Annotated in this window: 15 protein-coding genes; 8 read left to right on the forward strand and 7 right to left on the reverse strand. The window is 55.4% G+C overall.

The window, feature by feature from the left end; genetic code table 11:
* Positions 1-370 precede the first annotated feature (370 nt).
* Positions 371-1,978, forward strand: coding sequence for a cyclic di-3',5'-guanosine monophosphate phosphodiesterase PdeC (pdeC, locus tag AAIE02_RS15675; protein ID WP_498532868.1), 1,608 nt, complete (start codon positions 371-373; stop codon positions 1,976-1,978).
* Here pdeC and AAIE02_RS15680 read toward each other — a convergent pair.
* Together AAIE02_RS15680 and soxS are read right to left on the reverse strand one after the other, a co-directional pair.
* Positions 1,952-2,617 carry an alpha/beta hydrolase gene (locus AAIE02_RS15680; protein ID WP_498532869.1) on the reverse strand — a complete coding sequence of 222 codons (666 nt, stop codon included), beginning with the start codon at positions 2,615-2,617 and terminating at the stop codon, positions 1,952-1,954. The genes pdeC and AAIE02_RS15680 overlap by 27 nt on opposite strands.
* Positions 2,618-2,637: 20 nt before the next feature.
* Positions 2,638-2,961: a superoxide response transcriptional regulator SoxS gene (gene soxS, locus AAIE02_RS15685; protein ID WP_008455787.1), complete on the reverse strand. Its 324-nt coding sequence runs from the start codon at positions 2,959-2,961 to the stop codon at positions 2,638-2,640.
* 80 nt (positions 2,962-3,041) lie between these two features.
* On the opposite strand from soxS, the gene soxR reads away from it, so the two are divergent.
* From soxR to AAIE02_RS15705, 4 genes are all read left to right on the forward strand, one after another.
* Positions 3,042-3,497 carry a redox-sensitive transcriptional activator SoxR gene (gene soxR, locus AAIE02_RS15690; RefSeq protein ID WP_008455786.1) on the forward strand — a complete coding sequence of 152 codons (456 nt, stop codon included), beginning with the start codon at positions 3,042-3,044 and terminating at the stop codon, positions 3,495-3,497.
* Between the two features lie 478 nt (positions 3,498-3,975).
* The gene (locus tag AAIE02_RS15695; RefSeq protein ID WP_498532870.1) at positions 3,976-4,644 is read left to right on the forward strand and encodes a glutathione S-transferase family protein; all 669 of its coding nucleotides are present in this window, start codon (positions 3,976-3,978) and stop codon (positions 4,642-4,644) included.
* A gap of 345 nt (positions 4,645-4,989) precedes the next feature.
* Positions 4,990-6,339, forward strand: coding sequence for a guanine/hypoxanthine transporter GhxP (ghxP, locus tag AAIE02_RS15700; protein WP_166993107.1), 1,350 nt, complete (start codon positions 4,990-4,992; stop codon positions 6,337-6,339).
* A gap of 149 nt (positions 6,340-6,488) precedes the next feature.
* A complete protein-coding gene (locus AAIE02_RS15705; RefSeq protein WP_008455781.1) occupies positions 6,489-8,135 on the forward strand; it encodes a Na+/H+ antiporter in 1,647 nt (548 codons plus the stop codon).
* A 5-nt stretch (positions 8,136-8,140) separates the two neighbouring features.
* Here the strand turns inward: AAIE02_RS15705 and AAIE02_RS15710 are convergent, their stop codons facing one another.
* Complete coding sequence (locus tag AAIE02_RS15710) at positions 8,141-9,040, reverse strand: LysR family transcriptional regulator (RefSeq protein WP_008455780.1); 900 nt, start codon at positions 9,038-9,040, stop codon at positions 8,141-8,143.
* Positions 9,041-9,141: 101 nt separating this feature from the next.
* On the opposite strand from AAIE02_RS15710, the gene AAIE02_RS15715 reads away from it, so the two are divergent.
* Together AAIE02_RS15715 and AAIE02_RS15720 are read left to right on the forward strand one after the other, a co-directional pair.
* Entirely contained in the window at positions 9,142-9,567 is a 426-nt protein-coding gene (locus AAIE02_RS15715) for a CidA/LrgA family protein (RefSeq protein WP_166877540.1), read from the forward strand.
* Positions 9,560-10,249 (forward strand): LrgB family protein, encoded by a 690-nt coding sequence (locus tag AAIE02_RS15720; protein ID WP_008455777.1) that lies wholly within the window; start codon positions 9,560-9,562, stop codon positions 10,247-10,249. The genes AAIE02_RS15715 and AAIE02_RS15720 overlap by 8 nt, the downstream gene beginning before the upstream one ends.
* A gap of 39 nt (positions 10,250-10,288) precedes the next feature.
* On the opposite strand, the gene actP is transcribed toward AAIE02_RS15720, so the two are convergent.
* The 3 genes from actP to acs all read right to left on the reverse strand — a co-directional run bounded on the left by actP (position 10,289) and on the right by acs (position 14,279).
* Positions 10,289-11,938, reverse strand: coding sequence for a cation/acetate symporter ActP (gene actP, locus AAIE02_RS15725; RefSeq protein WP_336709044.1), 1,650 nt, complete (start codon positions 11,936-11,938; stop codon positions 10,289-10,291).
* Positions 11,935-12,249 (reverse strand): DUF485 domain-containing protein, encoded by a 315-nt coding sequence (locus AAIE02_RS15730; protein ID WP_008455772.1) that lies wholly within the window; start codon positions 12,247-12,249, stop codon positions 11,935-11,937. Before AAIE02_RS15730 ends, actP begins: the two co-directional genes overlap by 4 nt.
* Before the next feature lie 71 nt (positions 12,250-12,320).
* Complete coding sequence (gene acs / locus AAIE02_RS15735) at positions 12,321-14,279, reverse strand: acetate--CoA ligase (RefSeq protein WP_498532871.1); 1,959 nt, start codon at positions 14,277-14,279, stop codon at positions 12,321-12,323.
* A gap of 426 nt (positions 14,280-14,705) precedes the next feature.
* Here acs and gltP point away from each other — a divergent pair, with 426 nt between their 5' ends.
* Positions 14,706-16,019, forward strand: a complete 1,314-nt coding sequence (gltP, locus tag AAIE02_RS15740; RefSeq protein WP_166993113.1) for a glutamate/aspartate:proton symporter GltP — start codon at positions 14,706-14,708, stop codon at positions 16,017-16,019.
* 60 nt (positions 16,020-16,079) lie between these two features.
* On the opposite strand, the gene fdhF is transcribed toward gltP, so the two are convergent.
* Entirely contained in the window at positions 16,080-18,227 is a 2,148-nt protein-coding gene (fdhF, locus tag AAIE02_RS15745; protein ID WP_498532986.1) for a formate dehydrogenase subunit alpha, read from the reverse strand.
* Positions 18,228-18,349: the final 122 nt, after the last annotated feature.

The following is an 18,349-nucleotide window of genomic DNA, read 5'->3' on the forward strand; positions in this document are numbered from 1 at the left end:
TGTTTAATCACCAGCGCTGTGATGGTTTTTTGCGCGGTTTTGAGGCCTGGTCGGCGGGGGTTTTTAGGAAAACCAGGACGTGGAAGGCGTGAACATTTTGTTTATCTGACGTTTACCACAATTTCGTTTAAATAATCATTCCCTGCTGCTTTAACCCCAGAAAAACTCATATTAACGCGGTGGGTTAAATCTTAAGCTAAACAGCATCCCGGTTCCTCTTATCTCTTTGTTGCGCAAATTAATTTCCGCAGAGTTAACGGCTGAAGGCTATTGCTAAAGCAGGCTTTATGATGCAACGTAATCGGTGGTCATCAGGTTGTTCTAATAAAGTATAAAAACAGGCGCATAAAAGCAGAGACGTGTGAGCATCATGGTGAAACGGATTTATCTTAAGGCGTTGCGTACCTCAGGTTTTGTCCTGATCGTTTGCCTGCCGATAATGCTGGCAATTTATTTTGCCCATGTTCGCGCCACCAGTGACACCCAGCAGCACCTGCACTCTTTTGGCAAACTGGTGATGGAAAAAACGGAAATCGTCATCAGCCATGTTAATGAGGCGCGCAGCGAGGCGGAACGTTTTTCCGGGGAAATATGCAGTCCTCGGCATATGGCAAATATGCTGGATATTGTGCGCGGTAAACTTTTTGTCGCCGATTTAATTTACGTCAGCGGCGATAAGCTGCTGTGCTCGACCAGCTATAAGCCGTTAAAAGCGCTGCCAGCGCCGCTCCCTTCTTATACCCGTAAACCGGACGTCGCGATTTATTATTATCTGGATACGCCGTTTTATGCCGGGCATAAAATGACCTACATGCAGCGTGGGCATTATATGGCGGTGATTAACCCGCTCACCTGGTCAGAAGTTTTGTCCGAAGATGACTCGCTGATTTATGGCGTCTACGACACCGTCACCCGCAGTTTTTTCTCTTTAAGTCCGGGGGCCGACAGCGACCTTCTGCACAGTTTTATTCTGCGTAAAGAGAAAGCGTTTACCGAGGATAACCGTTTTTACGCCGTCGACCAGTCGGCTAAAAGACCGATTGCGGTGATTGTTTCCACGTCAGAAACCTTGTTTAACCGCCAGTGGTATCACCAGCTGACGCTGACGCTTCCGTTAGGCGTTATTTGCAGCCTGCTGATATTAATTATGTGGTCCCGAACCCGTCAGCAATTAAATTCCCCGCGGCGGATGCTTTTAAGAGCGCTGGCCAGAAAACAGCTCAAACTTCACTATCAGCCCATTATTGATATTCAAAATGGCTATTGCGTGGGGGCAGAAGCGCTGCTGCGGTGGGTGAATTTTAATGGACAAACCATCAGCCCCGGGACGTTTATTCCGCTGGCAGAATCTGAAGGCCTGATTCACAAAATATCGGACTATGTGGTTGATGCCGTATTTAAAGATTTTGGTGAATTTCTTGCCGACCATCCCGGCCTCTATATTTCGATTAATCTTTCAGCATCTGATTTTCACTCTTCACGCTTAATCACCGTACTTTCAGAACGGATTAAAACCTACAACATTCGTCCGGGGCAGATAAAAATCGAAGTGACCGAGCGAGGGTTTATTGACGTTGAAAAAACCAGGCCGTTTATCCAGGAGTTTCGCAACGCGGGCTTTAAAGTCGCCATTGATGACTTTGGCACCGGGTATTCGAATCTGCACAATCTGCAGTACCTGAACGTCGATATTTTAAAAATCGACAAAAGCTTTATTGATTCCCTCGCCAGCGAGCGGGCCAGCCACTTGCTGGTGGAACACATCATTGAAATTGCCCACAGCCTGAAGTTAACGACGATTGCCGAAGGGGTTGAAACCGAAGCGCAGGTGGCGTGGCTGGTGGATCACGGCGTGGAGTATTGCCAGGGCTGGTATTTTGCGAAGGCACTGCCTCCGCAAGAGTTTATCGCCTGGCTCTATACGCCAGGCGGGATCCCCGTACGCAAGGCCTCAGTGGCTCGCGAGCCACTGCTTTAAAGGAACAACCCATTCTGGGTTAGGGCGGAAAAATGCCCCGTGCTGCTGGCCGGTAGAGATTTTTATCTCTTTATAATGAACGATCCCCGGACTGTGGTTCACAATCGTCTGGCAGGAACCCACTTCATCCGAGGCTTCATAAATGGAGAGCACGTTCCCGTACAGGCGATTGCGGGCGTCATCCTGAATGGAATGAGTACATCCCGCCAGAATGGCAACGTTGAGCGCCTTATTCTGCAGTTTGCTTGCCGCCAGAATGGTAATTTCGCCGCCGCGTGAGAAGCCGACAAGCGTAATATTCTTAGCCGGAACGCCTTTTGCAATCAGCGTGTTCACATCCTGCTTTAGCTTTTCGGCATACTGATCTGGCTGAGTATCTTTGGCTCTGTGATAAGCAATCAGGTTGTAGCCATCATCGCTGAGCTTCTCTTTCACCGCCGGGAAATCGTAAACGCCCCACTGCGGTTTATTTGGATTAATCGGCCGGTCAATATTTCCCTCTAACACTTTCCCGTGCGTGTAAAAAACGTATTTCTGTTTCGGATTAACGCTGTCAGGGAACGCGGTATAAATGGTTGCCGCCTGAGCGGCCATTGAGGCAAGCCCGATGGCCAAAATGGCAAAACTTAACTTTTTCACTCCAACTCCTGTTGGTTTTCTTAGGCCTGATGGCGGTAATCCGTTGGGGTACGGTCAAACTCACGGCGGAACACGCGGGAGAAGGTTTGCTGCGAGACATACCCGTAGTCCATCGCGATATCAAAAATAGGGCGCTGGGTAGTGCGTAGCGCGGTGGCAGCCATCAACAGGCGGCGCTGGCGGATGTACTCACCCAGCGTCTGGTGCATGACGGTGCGGAACATTCGCTGCAAGTACCACTTTGAATAACCTGATTTTTTCGCCACCACGTCGATGTTCAGCGGCTGGTCAATATGTTCATCAATCCATTCAGTCAACGTATAAATGATGTCCTGGTGAGCCATGAGTCGTCCTCATTTCCGGGTTAGCTAGTTTCATTGGCAGGGAGTATAATTCCTCAAGTTAACTTGAGGTAAAGAGCATTATGGAAAAGAAATTGCCCCGAATAAAAACGCTGTTAACGCCCGGTGAAGTGGCAAAGCGCAGCGGCGTGGCCGTCTCCGCGCTTCACTTTTACGAAAGCAAAGGTCTGATTAAAAGTACGAGAAATGCAGGCAATCAGCGGCGTTATCAGCGTGATGTGTTGCGAACGGTGGCGATAATAAAAATTGCGCAGCGCATTGGCATTCCGTTGAGCACCGTCGGGGATGCGTTCGGCGTGCTGCCCGACGGCCATTCAATCAACAAAAACGACTGGAAGAAGCTGTCATCGCAATGGCGCGAAGAGCTGAACCACCGCATTGCCACGCTGACCGCGCTGCGTGACGAACTGAATGGTTGCATTGGCTGTGGCTGTTTATCCGGGGCGCAATGCCCACTGCGTAACCCTGGAGACAAGCTGGGCGAGCAGGGGACCGGCGCAAGGCTGTTGGAAGATTGAAAATTATCTTTCAAACATAAAACTAAAGCGCCACAAGGGTGCTCAAGACGGCTAACAAAGAGGGAAAAAGCGTGGTTTTTCCCTCTTTGTTGTTATTAGCCGAAAATCAATGAATTGATTGTCCCGGTTTATTAATGGCGTCTTCAGTAGCGGCATTGCTTAACAGGGATCATCCGTTGCCATATAAAACTAAAGCGCCACAAGGGCGCTTTAGTTGTTTTCCGGTCTTTGTCTTTCGCTCTATCCCGTTCTGGCAGGAGGGTTTCCCCCGACGTCGGCACCCCTCGATAACGCTTACACATAGCTACGTACACACTTCACTGACTTTGGAGGTTCCGGTCTGCACCGACAATTTAAGTGTAGGTCTGTCCCTTCACTTTGCAAGGTCAATTGTTCTTTTTTTGTTCATTTTTTTGACATGTGATCCGTGCAGGGCTTTCCTATAGTTATTCCATCTGGCTAAACAGAGGGTTATCTCATGCTCACGGTCCATCACCTCAATAACTCCCGTTCCCAGCGCGTACTCTGGATGCTGGAAGAACTGGCGCAGCCCTACCAGATCGTACGTTACCAGCGGGAGCCCTCCATGCTTGCCCCGGAAGCGCTAAAAAAAATCCATCCGCTGGGCAAATCCCCGGTGGTGGAAGATAGCGGCCATATCCTGGCGGAATCAGGTGCCATTCTTGAGTACCTGCAGGAAACCTACGACAGCGAAAACCACCTGAAGCCGCAGGACATTAACGACAAAATCCAGTACCGCTTTTGGCTGCATTACGCCGAAGGATCGCTGATGCCGCTGCTGTTAATGAAGCTGGTGTTTGGTAGCCTCGGCAAAGCCCCGGTACCCTGGCCGCTGCGCCCGGTGGGCAAAGCGCTGGGGCAGGGCGTGCAGAAAGCCTGGCTGAATAAGCAACTCACCACCCATGCCCGTTTTATTGAGGATCACCTGAGCCAGCTCCCGTGGTTCGCCGGGCAACAGTTCAGCGCGGCAGATATTCAGATGAGTTTCCCGGTGGCCGCGTTGCTGGCGAGAGGTGAAGTCAACGACATGCCGCACACCCAGGGGTGGATGAAAAATGTGCAAACGCGCCCCGCCTGGCAGCGAGCATTAAATCAAGGCGGCCCTTTTGAAATCCCTGGGGCGTGATCGCCGCAAAAGTAAAGCGAGAGAAAACCAGCCTAACTTTTTTGCGTTTTTGTTGCGAAATTGCGCATTGACGATAACGTTTGCGCACCCTAAGGCGAATAATTCATCAGCTGAGCATATTTTCCGCGAAAATCGCAAAAGTTAAGTTGAAAATCCCGTCAGGAAGGCAGGATAATCGTTTGCCTTAATTCTGTAACACCGATTTGTCCGTGTGGAGTTAAACGATTGCTTTTTTGTGACACCCCTTTGTCACAATCGTAGCGCAGGGAGACAACGTTTAACTGGCAGCGGGTTGTCCACCACCCGGGCAAACGTCATTCTAAAAATCTCAGGGGATTTTTCACTATGTCTACACCTTCTCCGCGCGCCGGCGGTTCGCTCGACGCCTGGTTCAAAATCTCTGCACGCGGCAGCACCGTGCGTCAGGAAGTTGTCGCCGGTTTCACAACCTTCCTTGCTATGGTTTACTCGGTGATCGTTGTGCCGGGAATGCTCGGCAAAGCCGGGTTCCCACCGGCTGCGGTCTTTGTGGCTACCTGCCTGGTGGCAGGCGTGGGCTCCATCGTGATGGGCCTGTGGGCGAACCTGCCGCTGGCCATCGGCTGCGCTATCTCGCTGACCGCCTTCACCGCCTTTAGCCTGGTGCTCGGCCAGCACATCAGCGTGCCGGTCGCCCTTGGCGCGGTATTCCTGATGGGCGTTCTGTTCACCCTTATCTCTGCCACCGGCATTCGTAGCTGGATTTTGCGCAATTTGCCGATGGGCGTGGCGCACGGCACCGGGATCGGTATCGGCCTGTTCCTGCTGTTGATTGCCGCGAACGGCGTCGGCCTGGTGATTAAAAACCCGCTGGATGGGCTGCCGGTTGCGCTGGGGCATTTCGCCAGCTTCCCTGTGATCATGTCGCTGATTGGCCTGGCGGTGATCATTGGTCTGGAAAAACTGAAGGTGCCGGGCGGCATTCTGCTGACCATTATCGGCGTGTCCATTGTCGGCCTGATCTTCGACCCGAACGTGCATTTCTCCGGCGTTTTCGCCATGCCGTCGCTGAGCGATGACAAAGGCAACTCGCTGATTGGCAGCCTGGATATCATGGGCGCGCTGAACCCGATTATTCTGCCGAGCGTGCTGGCGCTGGTGATGACCGCCGTGTTTGACGCCACCGGCACTATCCGCGCGGTAGCCGGTCAGGCAAACCTGCTGGACAAAGACGGCCAGATCATTGACGGCGGCAAAGCGCTGACCACCGACTCCCTGAGCAGCGTGTTCTCCGGCCTGGTGGGCGCAGCCCCGGCGGCGGTTTACATCGAATCTGCAGCGGGTACCGCGGCAGGCGGCAAAACCGGCCTGACAGCCATCACCGTTGGCGTGCTGTTCCTGCTGATCCTGTTCCTGTCGCCGCTCTCTTACCTGGTACCGGCATATGCCACGGCACCTGCGCTGATGTATGTTGGCCTGCTGATGCTGAGCAACGTTGCCAAAATTGACTTTGCGGACTTCGTGGATGCGATGGCCGGGCTGATTACCGCGGTATTCATCGTGCTGACCTGCAACATCGTCACCGGGATCATGATCGGCTTTGCTTCTCTGGTGATTGGCCGCGTAGTATCCGGTGAATGGCGCAAGCTGAACATCGGCACCGTCGTTATTGCCGTTGCGCTGGTGGCGTTCTACGCTGGCGGCTGGGCTATCTGATTTTCAATTCGTGCGGGTTGCGCTCTGTAACCCGCCGCTTTCACCCACTTCGGGCATTTCCGGTTCCAATGTGATGCAAAAAGTTGTTTTATTATAAAAACAACCGCTAAGAGTGACGCTTCAAATCACACATCACGTTCAGGGAAAACATGGAAATTTTCTTCACAATCTTGATTATGACCCTGGTGGTCTCCCTCTCTGGGGTGGTAACACGTATGTTGCCGTTTCAGATCCCACTGCCGTTAATGCAAATCGCCATCGGGGCGCTGCTTGCCTGGCCGCACTTTGGCTTACACGTTGAATTCGACCCTGAGCTATTCCTGGTCCTGTTTATTCCGCCGCTGCTGTTTGCCGACGGCTGGAAAACGCCCACTCATGAATTTCTCCATCATGGCCGCGAAATTATTGGCCTGGCGCTGGTGCTGGTACTGGTCACCGTGGTTGGCATCGGCTTCCTGATTTACTTCCTGGTGCCGGGTATTCCGTTGGTGCCTGCTTTTGCGCTGGCTGCCGTGCTGTCACCGACGGATGCCGTGGCGCTGTCCGGGATTGTCGGCGAAGGGCGGATTCCGAAGAAGATCATGGGGATATTGCAGGGCGAAGCGTTGATGAACGACGCCTCTGGCCTGGTTTCCCTGAAGCTTGCGGTGGCGGTCGCCGTGGGGGCGATGGCCTTTAGCGTCGGCGGGGCTTCACTGGAGTTCTTCAAGGTTGCCATTGGCGGCCTGCTGGCGGGGATTGCGGTCAGCTGGCTGTACGGCAAATCGCTGCGCCTGATGAGCCGCTGGAGCGGGGACGAACCCGCCACCCAAATCCTGCTGCTGCTTCTGCTGCCGTTCGCCTCTTACCTGATTGCTGAACACATCGGCGTTTCCGGCATTCTGGCGGCGGTAGCCGCGGGGATGACCATTACCCGTTCCGGCGTGCTGCGTAGCGCCCCGCTGACCATGCGCCTGCGCGCGAACAGCGTCTGGGCGATGCTGGAGTTTGTGTTCAACGGCATGGTCTTCCTGCTGCTGGGCCTGCAGCTGCCGGGCATTCTCGAAACATCCGTTGCGGCGGCTAATGCCGATCCGAATGTTGAGCTGTGGATGCTGTTCCTCGACGTGGCGATGATCTATTTCGCCCTGATTGCGGTGCGTTTCCTGTGGCTGTGGTCGATGAAGCGCCTCAGCCTGCGCTTTTTGAAAAAGCGCCCGCTGGAGTTTGGCTCTTTCACCACCCGCGAGCTGGGTATTGCCTCTTTTGCCGGCGTGCGCGGGGCCATCACCCTGGCCGGTGTGCTTTCTATTCCGCTGCTGCTGAACGATGGCACGCCTTTTCCGGCACGCTATGAGCTGATTTTCCTCTCCGCAGGCGTGATCCTGTTCTCGCTGTTTGCCGGGGTCATCATGCTGCCGATTCTGCTGCGAAACGTTGAGGTTGGGGATAAATCTCTGTCGCGCAAAGAGGAGCGGCTGGCCCGGTCCGCCACGGCCGAAGTAGCGATTGTCGCTATCCAGAAAATGGAGGAGCGCCTGGCCGCGGACAGCGAAGAGAACATCGACGACCAGCTACTGAAAGAGGTGAGTTCGCGGGTTATCGGGAATTTACGCCGCCGCGCAGACGGACGTAATGATGTAGAAAGCAGCGAGCTTGAAGAGAACCTTGAGCGCCGCTTCCGCCTGACGGCGCTGCGTTCAGAGCGCGCTGAGCTTTACCATCTGCGCGCCACCCAGCAAATCAGCAATGAGACCCTGCAAAAACTCCTGCACGATCTCGACCTGCTGGAAGCGCTGCTGATCGAAAAAGAGTAATCCCGCTAGTTCTGGCCGGTTTCCACTGCCGGCCAGAACTCTCTGCAGCAATCAATCCACGCCTGCGCGCTCTGCGAAATATACACCCCTTCACGCCAAATCATCCCTAACTGCCAGCTCAGGTTGCTGTTCAGCGGCAGCCACATCAGCGTGGTGTGGTCGAGCTTGCGGCAAATCGGCTCCGGCAACACGGCAATCCCCACGCCGCCCTGTACCATCGCCGCCAGGAAATCCCACTGCCCGCTGCGCACCGCAATGCGCGGGGTAAAACCGTGGTCGGCAAACAGCTGCATCAGCTGGCGGCTAAGGGAGAAATCTTCGTTGTAGATAAGCAGCGGGTGCTCGGCGAGCTCCGCCGGGTCAACGCTGGTGCGGCCAATCCACGGGCCGGAGCGGGGCACCAGCACGCAGAGCGGATGGCGAAACAGCGGCATAACCGTCAGCGCGTCTTCATCTTCTACGGGGATGGCCGTTACCGCCAAATCCAGATCGCCGTTAAGCACCGCCTGCTGCACCGTCAGGCCGCCGAATTCGGAAATCTTGAACTCCACGCCGGGGTAGCGGTGCTGATACACGCCTATCGGGCCGGTCATCAGCGTACCAACCATCGGCGGAATACCGAGGCGCAGCACGCCGTTGGTGAGCTGCTTGATGTCGCTCAGCTCGGCCTCAAGCTGGCGAAACTCGGCGAGGATGGCCAGCCCGCGCTGGAATACTACCTGGCCGGTGTCGGTCAGCAGCAGGCGGCGGCCGTCGCGGATCAGCAGCGTGCAGTTCAGCTCATCCTCGAGGTTGCGCAGCATTTTGCTGATGGTGGGCTGCGTGACGAACATCTTCTCCGCCGCCCGGGTGAAGCTCTGCTGGCGGACGACTTCAACGAAATAACGCAGCGTTCTGATGTCCATAACTATTCCTGTTAACTATACCTGCAATGATTTTAATTCATTTCAGTAGCGATGAACCGCTCTCTATAATCGGGGCTGGTATTTTTTCTGGAGCACCGATCATGGCATTGGCGTTAGGCCGTTTTACGCCTGCTGTAATGCATAGCCTGCGTGTCCCCGTGCAGGTTGCGCTGTACGCCGGACTTTTTGTTTTTGCCGAACAGTTGGTGACGTGGGGGCATCTGCCGCTGCCCGCGAACCTGGTGGGGATGTTGCTCCTGCTGGCGCTGATTGTGTGCCGCATTGTGCCGCTGAAATGGGTCAGGGAAGGGTCGAAATGGCTGCTGGCCGAGATGCTGCTGTTTTTCGTCCCGGCGGTTGTGGCCGTGGTGAACTACTCGCAGCTGTTGATGGTGGAGGGCTGGCGTATTTTTGCCGTGATAGCGGTCAGCACCGTGCTGGTGCTCGGCAGCACGGCCTTTGTGGTGGAAAAAGTCTACCGCTTTGAACTGGCTCGCGAAGCCCGCAGGCAGTCCCGCAATGACTAACTTCCAGCTCAGCGTGCTGTGCCTTGTGGTCACGCTGGTTTTCTACTTCGCCAATAAACGCCTGTATCGCCGTTTTCGCAAACTGCCGCTGATGCCGCTGGTCTTTACGCCGGTGCTGCTGGTGGGGATGCTCGTCTTCGGCCATATCTCCTACAGCAACTACATGGGAGAGGCGCACTGGCTGCTGTGGCTGCTTGGGCCTGCCACCATTGCTTTTGCGGTGCCGGTGTATGACAACCTTCGGGTGATAAAACGCCACTGGATGTCGCTTTCTGCGGGCGTGCTGACGGCGATGGTGGTGGCGGTAACCAGCTCGATTTGGCTGGCCCGCTTATTTACCCTGCCGGACGGCATTCAGCGCAGCCTGGCCGTGCGCTCAATTACCACGCCTTTTGCCCTGGCGGCCGCGAAGCCCATCGGCGGCGAGCCTGAACTGGTGGCGCTGTTTGTGGTGATCACCGGCGTGTTCGGCATGGCGGTGGGGGACGTGCTGTTTCTGCGCCTGTCGATCAGGGAAGGGATAGCCAAAGGCGCGGGGTTCGGCGCGGCTTCTCACGGCGCGGGTACCGCTCGCTCTTATGAGCTGGGGCCGCAGGAAGGGGTGATTGCCAGCCTGGTGATGATGCTGTCCGGCGTGGTGACGGTTTTGGTCGCACCGCTGGTCAGTTGGCTGATGTTTTAACCTACCGGGGCAGAGATAGCCCCGGTAAGCACTTACTAACTAGTGAGCCCGCCCCTGATCGATGCCGATACCGGTTTGAGAACGAATAAACTGCGCGCGGAACTTCTCCCGCTCCAGCTTACCTTCCGGCGTATTATCGGTAATCGAGAACAGCCAGATGCCGACAAACGCAATCAGAATAGAGAACAGCGCCGGGTATTCATACGGGAAGACCGCTTTTTCATGGCCGAGGATCTGCACCCAGATAGTCGGGCCCAGAATCATCAGCACCACCGCCGTCAGCAGGCCGAGCCAGCCGCCAATCATTGCGCCGCGCGTGGTCAGCTTCGACCAGTACATCGACAGCAGGATAATCGGGAAGTTACAGCTCGCGGCAATGGAGAATGCCAGCCCCACCATGAAAGCAATGTTCTGTTTTTCAAACAGAATACCCAGCAGGATAGCCACCACGCCCAGCACCAGAACGGTGATTTTCGACACTTTCAGCTCATCGCGTTCGGACGCGCCTTTGCGGAAGACGTTGGCGTAAAGGTCGTGAGATACCGCCGAAGCGCCCGCCAGCGTTAACCCGGCTACAACCGCGAGGATGGTGGCGAAGGCAACCGCAGAGATAAAGCCGAGGAACAGGTTCCCGCCCACCGCGTCGGCAAGATGAACCGCCGCCATATTGTTGCCGCCAATCAGCGCGCCCGCCGCGTCTTTAAACGCTGGGTTAGCACCTACTAACATAATGGCGCCAAAACCGATGATAAAGGTCAGAATGTAGAAGTAACCCATGAAGCCGGTGGCGTAAAACACGCTTTTACGCGCTTCGCGGGCGTCGCTCACGGTGAAGAAGCGCATCAGAATATGCGGCAGGCCAGCGGTGCCAAACATCAGGCCGAGGCCCAGAGACAGCGCAGAAATAGGGTCTTTCACCAGCCCGCCAGGGCTCATGATCGCCGCGCCTTTAGGGTGAACCGCCATTGCCTCATTGAACAGGTTGTTGAAGCTGAAGCCGACGTGCTTCATCACCATAAACGCCATGAAACTTGCGCCGAACAGCAGCAGCACGGCCTTGATGATTTGCACCCAGGTCGTCGCCAGCATGCCGCCAAACAGCACGTACATCACCATCAGCACACCCACCAGCACCACGGCGACGTGGTAGTTCAGGCCGAACAGCAGCTCGATGAGCTTCCCGGCGCCAACCATCTGGGCAATCAGATAAAGGGCGACCACCACCAGCGACCCGCAGGCCGACAGCGTGCGGATTGGCCCCTGCTTGAGGCGATACGACGCCACATCGGCAAAGGTATAGCGGCCCAGGTTACGCAGGCGCTCGGCAATCAGGAACAGGATAATCGGCCAGCCGACCAGGAAACCCAGGGAGTAGATCAGGCCGTCGTAGCCGGAGGTGTACACCAGCGCGGAAATTCCGAGGAACGAGGCCGCCGACATGAAGTCACCGGCAATCGCAAGGCCATTCTGGAAACCGGTAATGTTGCCGCCCGCGGTGTAATAGTCGCTGCGGGAGCGAACGCGCTTGGACGCCCAGTAAGTGATATACAGCGTCAGCGCGACGAAAATCAGGAACATGATGATCGCCTGCCAGTTGGTTGGCTGGCGCTGCACGTCGCCGGTTATGGCATCGGCGGCAAAGGCACCGGCCGGCAGCAGAGCGGCAAAGACCGTAAGAAAACGCTTCATTTAACCCCCACTTCACGCAGCACTTCGTTATTCAGGCGGTCAAATTCGCCGTTAGCACGCCAGACATAAATTCCGGTGAGCAGGAAGGAAATAACGATCACGCCGATGCCAATAGGGATGCCCCGCGTGACGCTGGTGCCGTCATGCAGCGGGGTGCCAAGCCACGCCGGTGCGAAGGCAATCAGCAAAATAAAACCAACGTAAATCACTAACATAATCAGTGACAGAAGGGCGGCAAACCGTTGCCTTTTGGAAACCAACTCCCTGAAATGCGCACTGCTTTCTATCCGCTGATAAATGGTGTCATTCATCACAGAATCTCCAGAGGTTTTTGTAGGTTTTTTTATTCCCTCTCCCCAGTGGGGAGAGGGGTAGAACAAGGTTACGAAGGTATGGATAAAGCCTGTTTTTCTTCCAGCAGTTTTTCTACTACGCCCGGGTCGGCGAGGGTGGAGGTATCACCCAGGTTGCTGGTGTCGCCGGAGGCAATCTTGCGCAAAATACGGCGCATGATCTTACCGGAGCGGGTTTTCGGCAGCGAATCGGTCCAGTGCAGAACGTCCGGCGTGGCAAGCGGGCCAATCTCTTTCCGCACCCAATTGCGCACCTCGGCGTACAGCTCCGGCGTCGGCTCTTCGCCGTGGTTCAGCGTCACGTAGGCGTAAATCGCCTGGCCTTTAATGTTGTGCGGAATCCCCACCACCGCGGCTTCGGCAATCTTCGGATGCGACACCAGCGCTGATTCAATCTCGGCGGTACCCAGGCGATGGCCGGACACGTTCAGCACGTCATCTACGCGGCCGGTGATCCAGTAATAACCGTCTTCGTCACGGCGCGCGCCGTCGCCGCTGAAGTACATGTTTTTGAAAGTGGAGAAGTAAGTCTGCTCGAAGCGCTCGTGATCCCCGAACAGCGTGCGTGCCTGGCCTGGCCAGGAATCGGTAATGGTCAGGTTGCCTTCGGTAGCACCCAGCTGCGGATTGCCTTCGTTATCGACCAACGCGGGCTGAACGCCAAAGAACGGCTGAGTCGCGGAGCCCGCTTTCAGCTCGGTCGCGCCGGGCAGCGGGGTGATCATAAAGCCACCGGTTTCCGTCTGCCACCAGGTGTCCATCACCGGGCATTTCTCATTGCCGATGTGCTTCCAGTACCACTCCCAGGCTTCCGGGTTGATGGGCTCGCCCACGGAACCAAGAATACGCAGCGAAGTGCGGTCGGTACCTTCGGTGGCTTTATCCCCTTCGGCCATCAGCGCACGAATGGCGGTTGGCGCGGTGTAGAGAATATTCACCTTATGTTTGTCGACCACCTGCGCCATGCGGTTTGGCTTCGGCCAGTTAGGCACGCCCTCAAACATCAGCGTGATCGCGCCGCAGGCCAGCGGGCCGTAAAGCAGGTAGCTGTGCCCGGTCACCCAGCCCACGTCGGCGGTACACCAGTAGACATCGCCCGGATGGTAGTCGAAGACATATTTAAAGGTGGTCGCGGCATACACCAGATAGCCGCCGGTGGTGTGCAGCACGCCTTTTGGCTTACCGGTGGAGCCGGAGGTATAGAGGATGAACAGCGGATCTTCAGCGTTCATTTCCACCGGCTGGTGCTGGTCGCTGGCTTTCTCTGTCAGCTCGTGCCACCACAGGTCGCGATTCTGGTGCCAGTTGATTTTGCCGCCGGTGCGCTTCAGGACAATAACGTGCTCAACGGTTTTCACATTTGGGTTTTTAAGCGCGTCATCCACGTTCTTTTTCAGCGGAATTGAGCGCCCGGCGCGCACGCCTTCATTGGCGGTGATCACCAGGCGAGAGCTGGAGTCGATGATGCGTCCGGCTACGGCTTCCGGCGAGAAACCGCCAAAGATCACGGAATGCACGGCGCCAATGCGCGCGCAGGCCAGCATGGCAACGGCGGCTTCCGGCACCATTGGCATATAAATCGCGACAACATCGCCTTTCTTAATGCCCAGTTCAACCAAAGTGTTGGCAAAACGGCAGACATCGCGATGCAGCTCGCGATAAGTGATGTTTTTGCTCTGGGTCGCGTCATCTCCTTCCCAGATAATGGCGGTTTGATCGCCCCGTTCTTTTAGGTGCCGGTCGAGGCAGTTTGCGGCTAAATTAAGCGTCCCGTCCTCATACCACTTGATAGAGATGTTTCCCGGCGCAAAAGAGGTGTTTTTCACCTTTTGGTACGGTTTGATCCAGTCGAGAATTTTCCCTTGTTCGCCCCAAAACGCATCCGGGTCCTGTATCGACTGTTGATACATGGCCTGGTACTGCTCCGGGTTTATCAGGCAACGGTCCGCAATGTTTGCGGGAATAGCGTGTTTGTGTACTTGGCTCATGGCTTTTTTTCTCCTTTAGGATGTTAATAATATGTCACACAAACGTTAATAGTAGGGGTATTGGCAGCTTTGTTTACTTTTTGGGCGGCAGATCACGCATTAAAATAATTGCACAAAAATTGTTCAAACAGATGAATCATAAGAAATAATTACCTTTGGTACTTATTTCCAAAAACAAATAATGAATTTTTTTCCATAACAATAAGTTATATTCATATTCCTCCGCAAAATCCTGTTTATCTATGCAATGTAAGTGCATAACCCTAAAAATGAAGGGTTGCGCAGCAGGCTATCGGGATGGTACTGATACGTTGCTTTAAAAAACCCCGCTTAACACCTGATGTTTGTCATACCCCCTTTCAGTTTGTGACCTTCTCCTGAGTCAACAGCATGGGAATGGCGTTTTTTTGAGGAACTGTCGTCGTTATGAAAAACTTTAAAATGAGCCTGGCCTGGCAAATCTTGCTGGCGCTGGTGCTGGGCATTATCCTGGGAAGTTTTCTGCATTATCAAAGTGATAGCCGTGAATGGCTGGTCGCTAACCTGCTGTCACCGGCGGGTGATATCTTTATCCACCTGATCAAAATGATCGTCGTGCCGATTGTGATCTCCACCCTGGTGGTCGGGATTGCGGGCGTCGGCGACGCCAAGCAGCTTGGCCGCATCGGCGCTAAAACCATCATTTATTTCGAAGTGATCACGACGGTTGCCATCATTCTGGGCATTACGCTCGCGAATGTTTTCCAGCCGGGCCACGGCATAGATATGTCACAGCTTGCTACCGTGGATATTTCGAAATACCAGCACACGGCGCAGGACGTACAAAGCCATGCTCATGGCCTGATGGGGACTATTCTGTCACTCGTGCCTACCAACATTGTGGCATCAATGGCGAAGGGCGAGATGCTGCCGATCATCTTCTTCTCGGTGCTGTTTGGCCTGGGGCTGTCGTCGCTGCCCGCGACTCACCGCGAGCCGCTGGTGACCGTCTTCCGCTCCATCTCTGAAACCATGTTCAAAGTGACGCACATGGTGATGCGCTATGCGCCGGTGGGTGTTTTCGCGCTGATTTCCGTGACCGTTGCGAACTTTGGCTTTGCCTCGCTCTGGCCGCTGCTGAAGCTGGTGGTGCTGGTGTATGTGGCGATTGCCTTCTTTGCGCTGGTGGTGCTGGGCGCGGTGGCGCGCCTGTGCGGGCTGAAAATCACCATCCTGATGCGCATCCTGAAAGACGAACTGATTCTGGCGTTCTCTACCGCCAGCTCCGAGAGCGTGCTGCCACGCATCATCGAGAAGATGGAAGCCTATGGTGCTCCGGCGTCGATCACCAGCTTCGTGGTGCCGACCGGTTACTCGTTTAACCTGGACGGTTCCACGCTTTATCAGAGCATTGCGGCGATCTTCATCGCTCAGCTGTACGGCATTGAGCTGTCGCTGTGGCAGGAAATCATTCTGGTGCTGACGCTGATGGTGACCTCAAAGGGGATTGCCGGCGTGCCGGGCGTCTCTTTCGTGGTGCTGCTGGCCACGCTTGGCAGCGTCGGTATTCCGCTGGAAGGGCTGGCGTTTATTGCCGGGGTTGACCGTATTCTGGATATGGCGCGTACCGCGCTGAACGTGGTCGGCAACGCGCTGGCGGTGCTGGTTATCGCCAAGTGGGAACATAAATTCGACCATAAAAAAGCCCAGGCCTATGAGCGTGAGCTTTTTGGGAAGTTTGACAGTAAGGCGAACAGTTAAGTAAAGCCCCTCACCCCGGCCCTCTCCCCAAAGGGGAGAGGGTTAGGGTGAGGGGATGTTTTACCCCATCGCGCTTTCGCGCAGCCGGGCCTTCAGCTTATTGTACTCATCAATCACATACTGCTCGGCGGCCTGCTGGTCGACGATCGGCTCGACGCGCACGGCGCAGTACTTGTACTCCGGCGTTTTGGTTATCGGGCTCAGGTTCTCCGTCACCAGTTCATTACAGGCACCAATCCACCACTGATAGGTCATGTAAACTGCGCCTTTATTCGGACGCTCGCTGACCGCTGCCCGGGTAATAACCCGGCCTTTGCGCGAATTCACCCAAATCAGCGCATCATCTTCAATGCCCAGCCGGGCGGCATCTTCGACGTGGATTTGTGCATAGCCCGGTTCATCGGCCAGCGCGGCCAGTGCCGCACAGTTCCCGGTCATTGAACGGCAGGAGTAGTGACCCACTTCACGCACCGTAGAAAGCACCATCGGGTACTCGTCGGTGACGCGATCGATAGGCGGTGCCCAGTCGCAGGTGAAGAACTGCCCCCGGCCGTTAGGGCGCTCAAACTTGCTTTCATAAAGGTAAGAAGTCCCCTGATCCGCGTCAGATGTGTCCCGGCAAGGCCACTGGATATAGCCCAGCTCGCCCATCTTCTCGTAGGTTGCCCCGTAGAAGTCCGGACACAGGTGGCGCAGCTCGTCCCAGATTTCCTGGGTGTTGCTGTAGTGCATCGGGTAGCCCATGCGGGTGGCGATTTCACTGATAATCTGCCAGTCCGTTTTGAGATCCCACTTCGGCTCAACCGCTTTAAAGAAGCGCTGGAAACCGCGGTCGGCGGCGGTGAAGACGCCTTCATGCTCGCCCCATGAGGTGGACGGTAAAATAACGTCGGCCTCGGCGGCGGTTTTAGTCATGAAGATGTCCTGCACAATCACCAGCTCAAGCCCGGCAAACGCTTTGCGCACGGCGGAAAGCTCGGCGTCGGTCTGGAGCGGATCTTCCCCCATAATATAGGCCGCGCGAACTTCCCCGTGCTCAACCCGGTGAGGCAGTTCGCTGATGCGGTAGCCGTTAGCTTCCGGCAGCGCGTCAACGCCCCAGGCTGCTGCAAATTTACTGCGGGTTTCCGCGTCACGAACATACTGGTTGCCGGGGAACATGTCCGGCAGCGCGCCCATATCGCAGGCACCCTGCACGTTGTTCTGGCCGCGAACCGGGTTCACGCCCACGTTAGGCTTGCCGAGGTTGCCGGTCATCAGCGCCAGGCTGGTGAGCGAGCGTACGGTTTCCACGCCCTGATAGAACTGGGTCACGCCCATGCCCCACAGGATGGTGGCCGTTTTGGCTTTGGCGTACATGCGCGCCGCCGCACGGATTTCCCCGGCGCTGACGCCCGTGATTTCCTCTACGGATTCCGGCGTGTAGCCTTCAACAATTTTGCGATATTCCTCGAAGCCCTCGGTACGAGAAGCGACGAAAGCGTGGTCGTAAAGATTCTCTTCAATAATGACGTGGCCAATCGCATTCAGCAGCGCGATGTTTGAGCCGTTGCGTAACCTTAAATGCATATCGGCAATGCGCGCGGTTTCAATTTTGCGCGGATCGACAACGATAATCTGAGCCCCTTTCTGCTTTGCCTTAATCACGCGATTAGCCACGATAGGGTGTGAATCTGCTGGGTTGTACCCGAACACAAAGACTAAATCAGTATCCTCAATCTCGACGATAGAGTTACTCATCGCGCCATTCCCGACCGACTGGTGCAGACCTGCAACCGATGGGCCGTGTCAGACACGTGCGCAGCAATCGACGTTATTGGTTCCAATAACGGCGCGCGCAAATTTTTGCATTACATAGTTGGTTTCGTTGCCTGTTCCGCGTGAAGAGCCGGTGGTTTGAATGGCGTTCGGGCCATACTTGGCTTTGATCTCGCTCAGGCGTGAGCTGACGTAATCCAGCGCTTCGTCCCAGGATACGGCTTCCATCTTGCCGCCTCGCTCGCGGCGAATCATCGGGGTTTTCAAGCGCGGGGTAAGGATTTTGGTGTCGGTGATAAAATCCCAACCGTAATACCCCTTCAGGCACAGGTCGCCCTGGTTGGTTTTACCCTGTGCGCCTTCCGCCTTGACGATTTTGCCGTTATCCACCACCAGGTTTATCTTGCAACCCGAGGCGCAATAGGGGCAAACCGTGACGACTTTTTTCATCATGTTGCTCCAGTCAATGCTGTCATTTAAGTGCGGCGATAAAAGCAAACCGCCTTGCTGAGCCACTCAATGCATTATCTATGCCACATAGAATGCATGGGTAATGACGCAGGGTTCTGGGG

The organism is Cedecea sp. Ae19-4 (assembly GCF_059801165.1).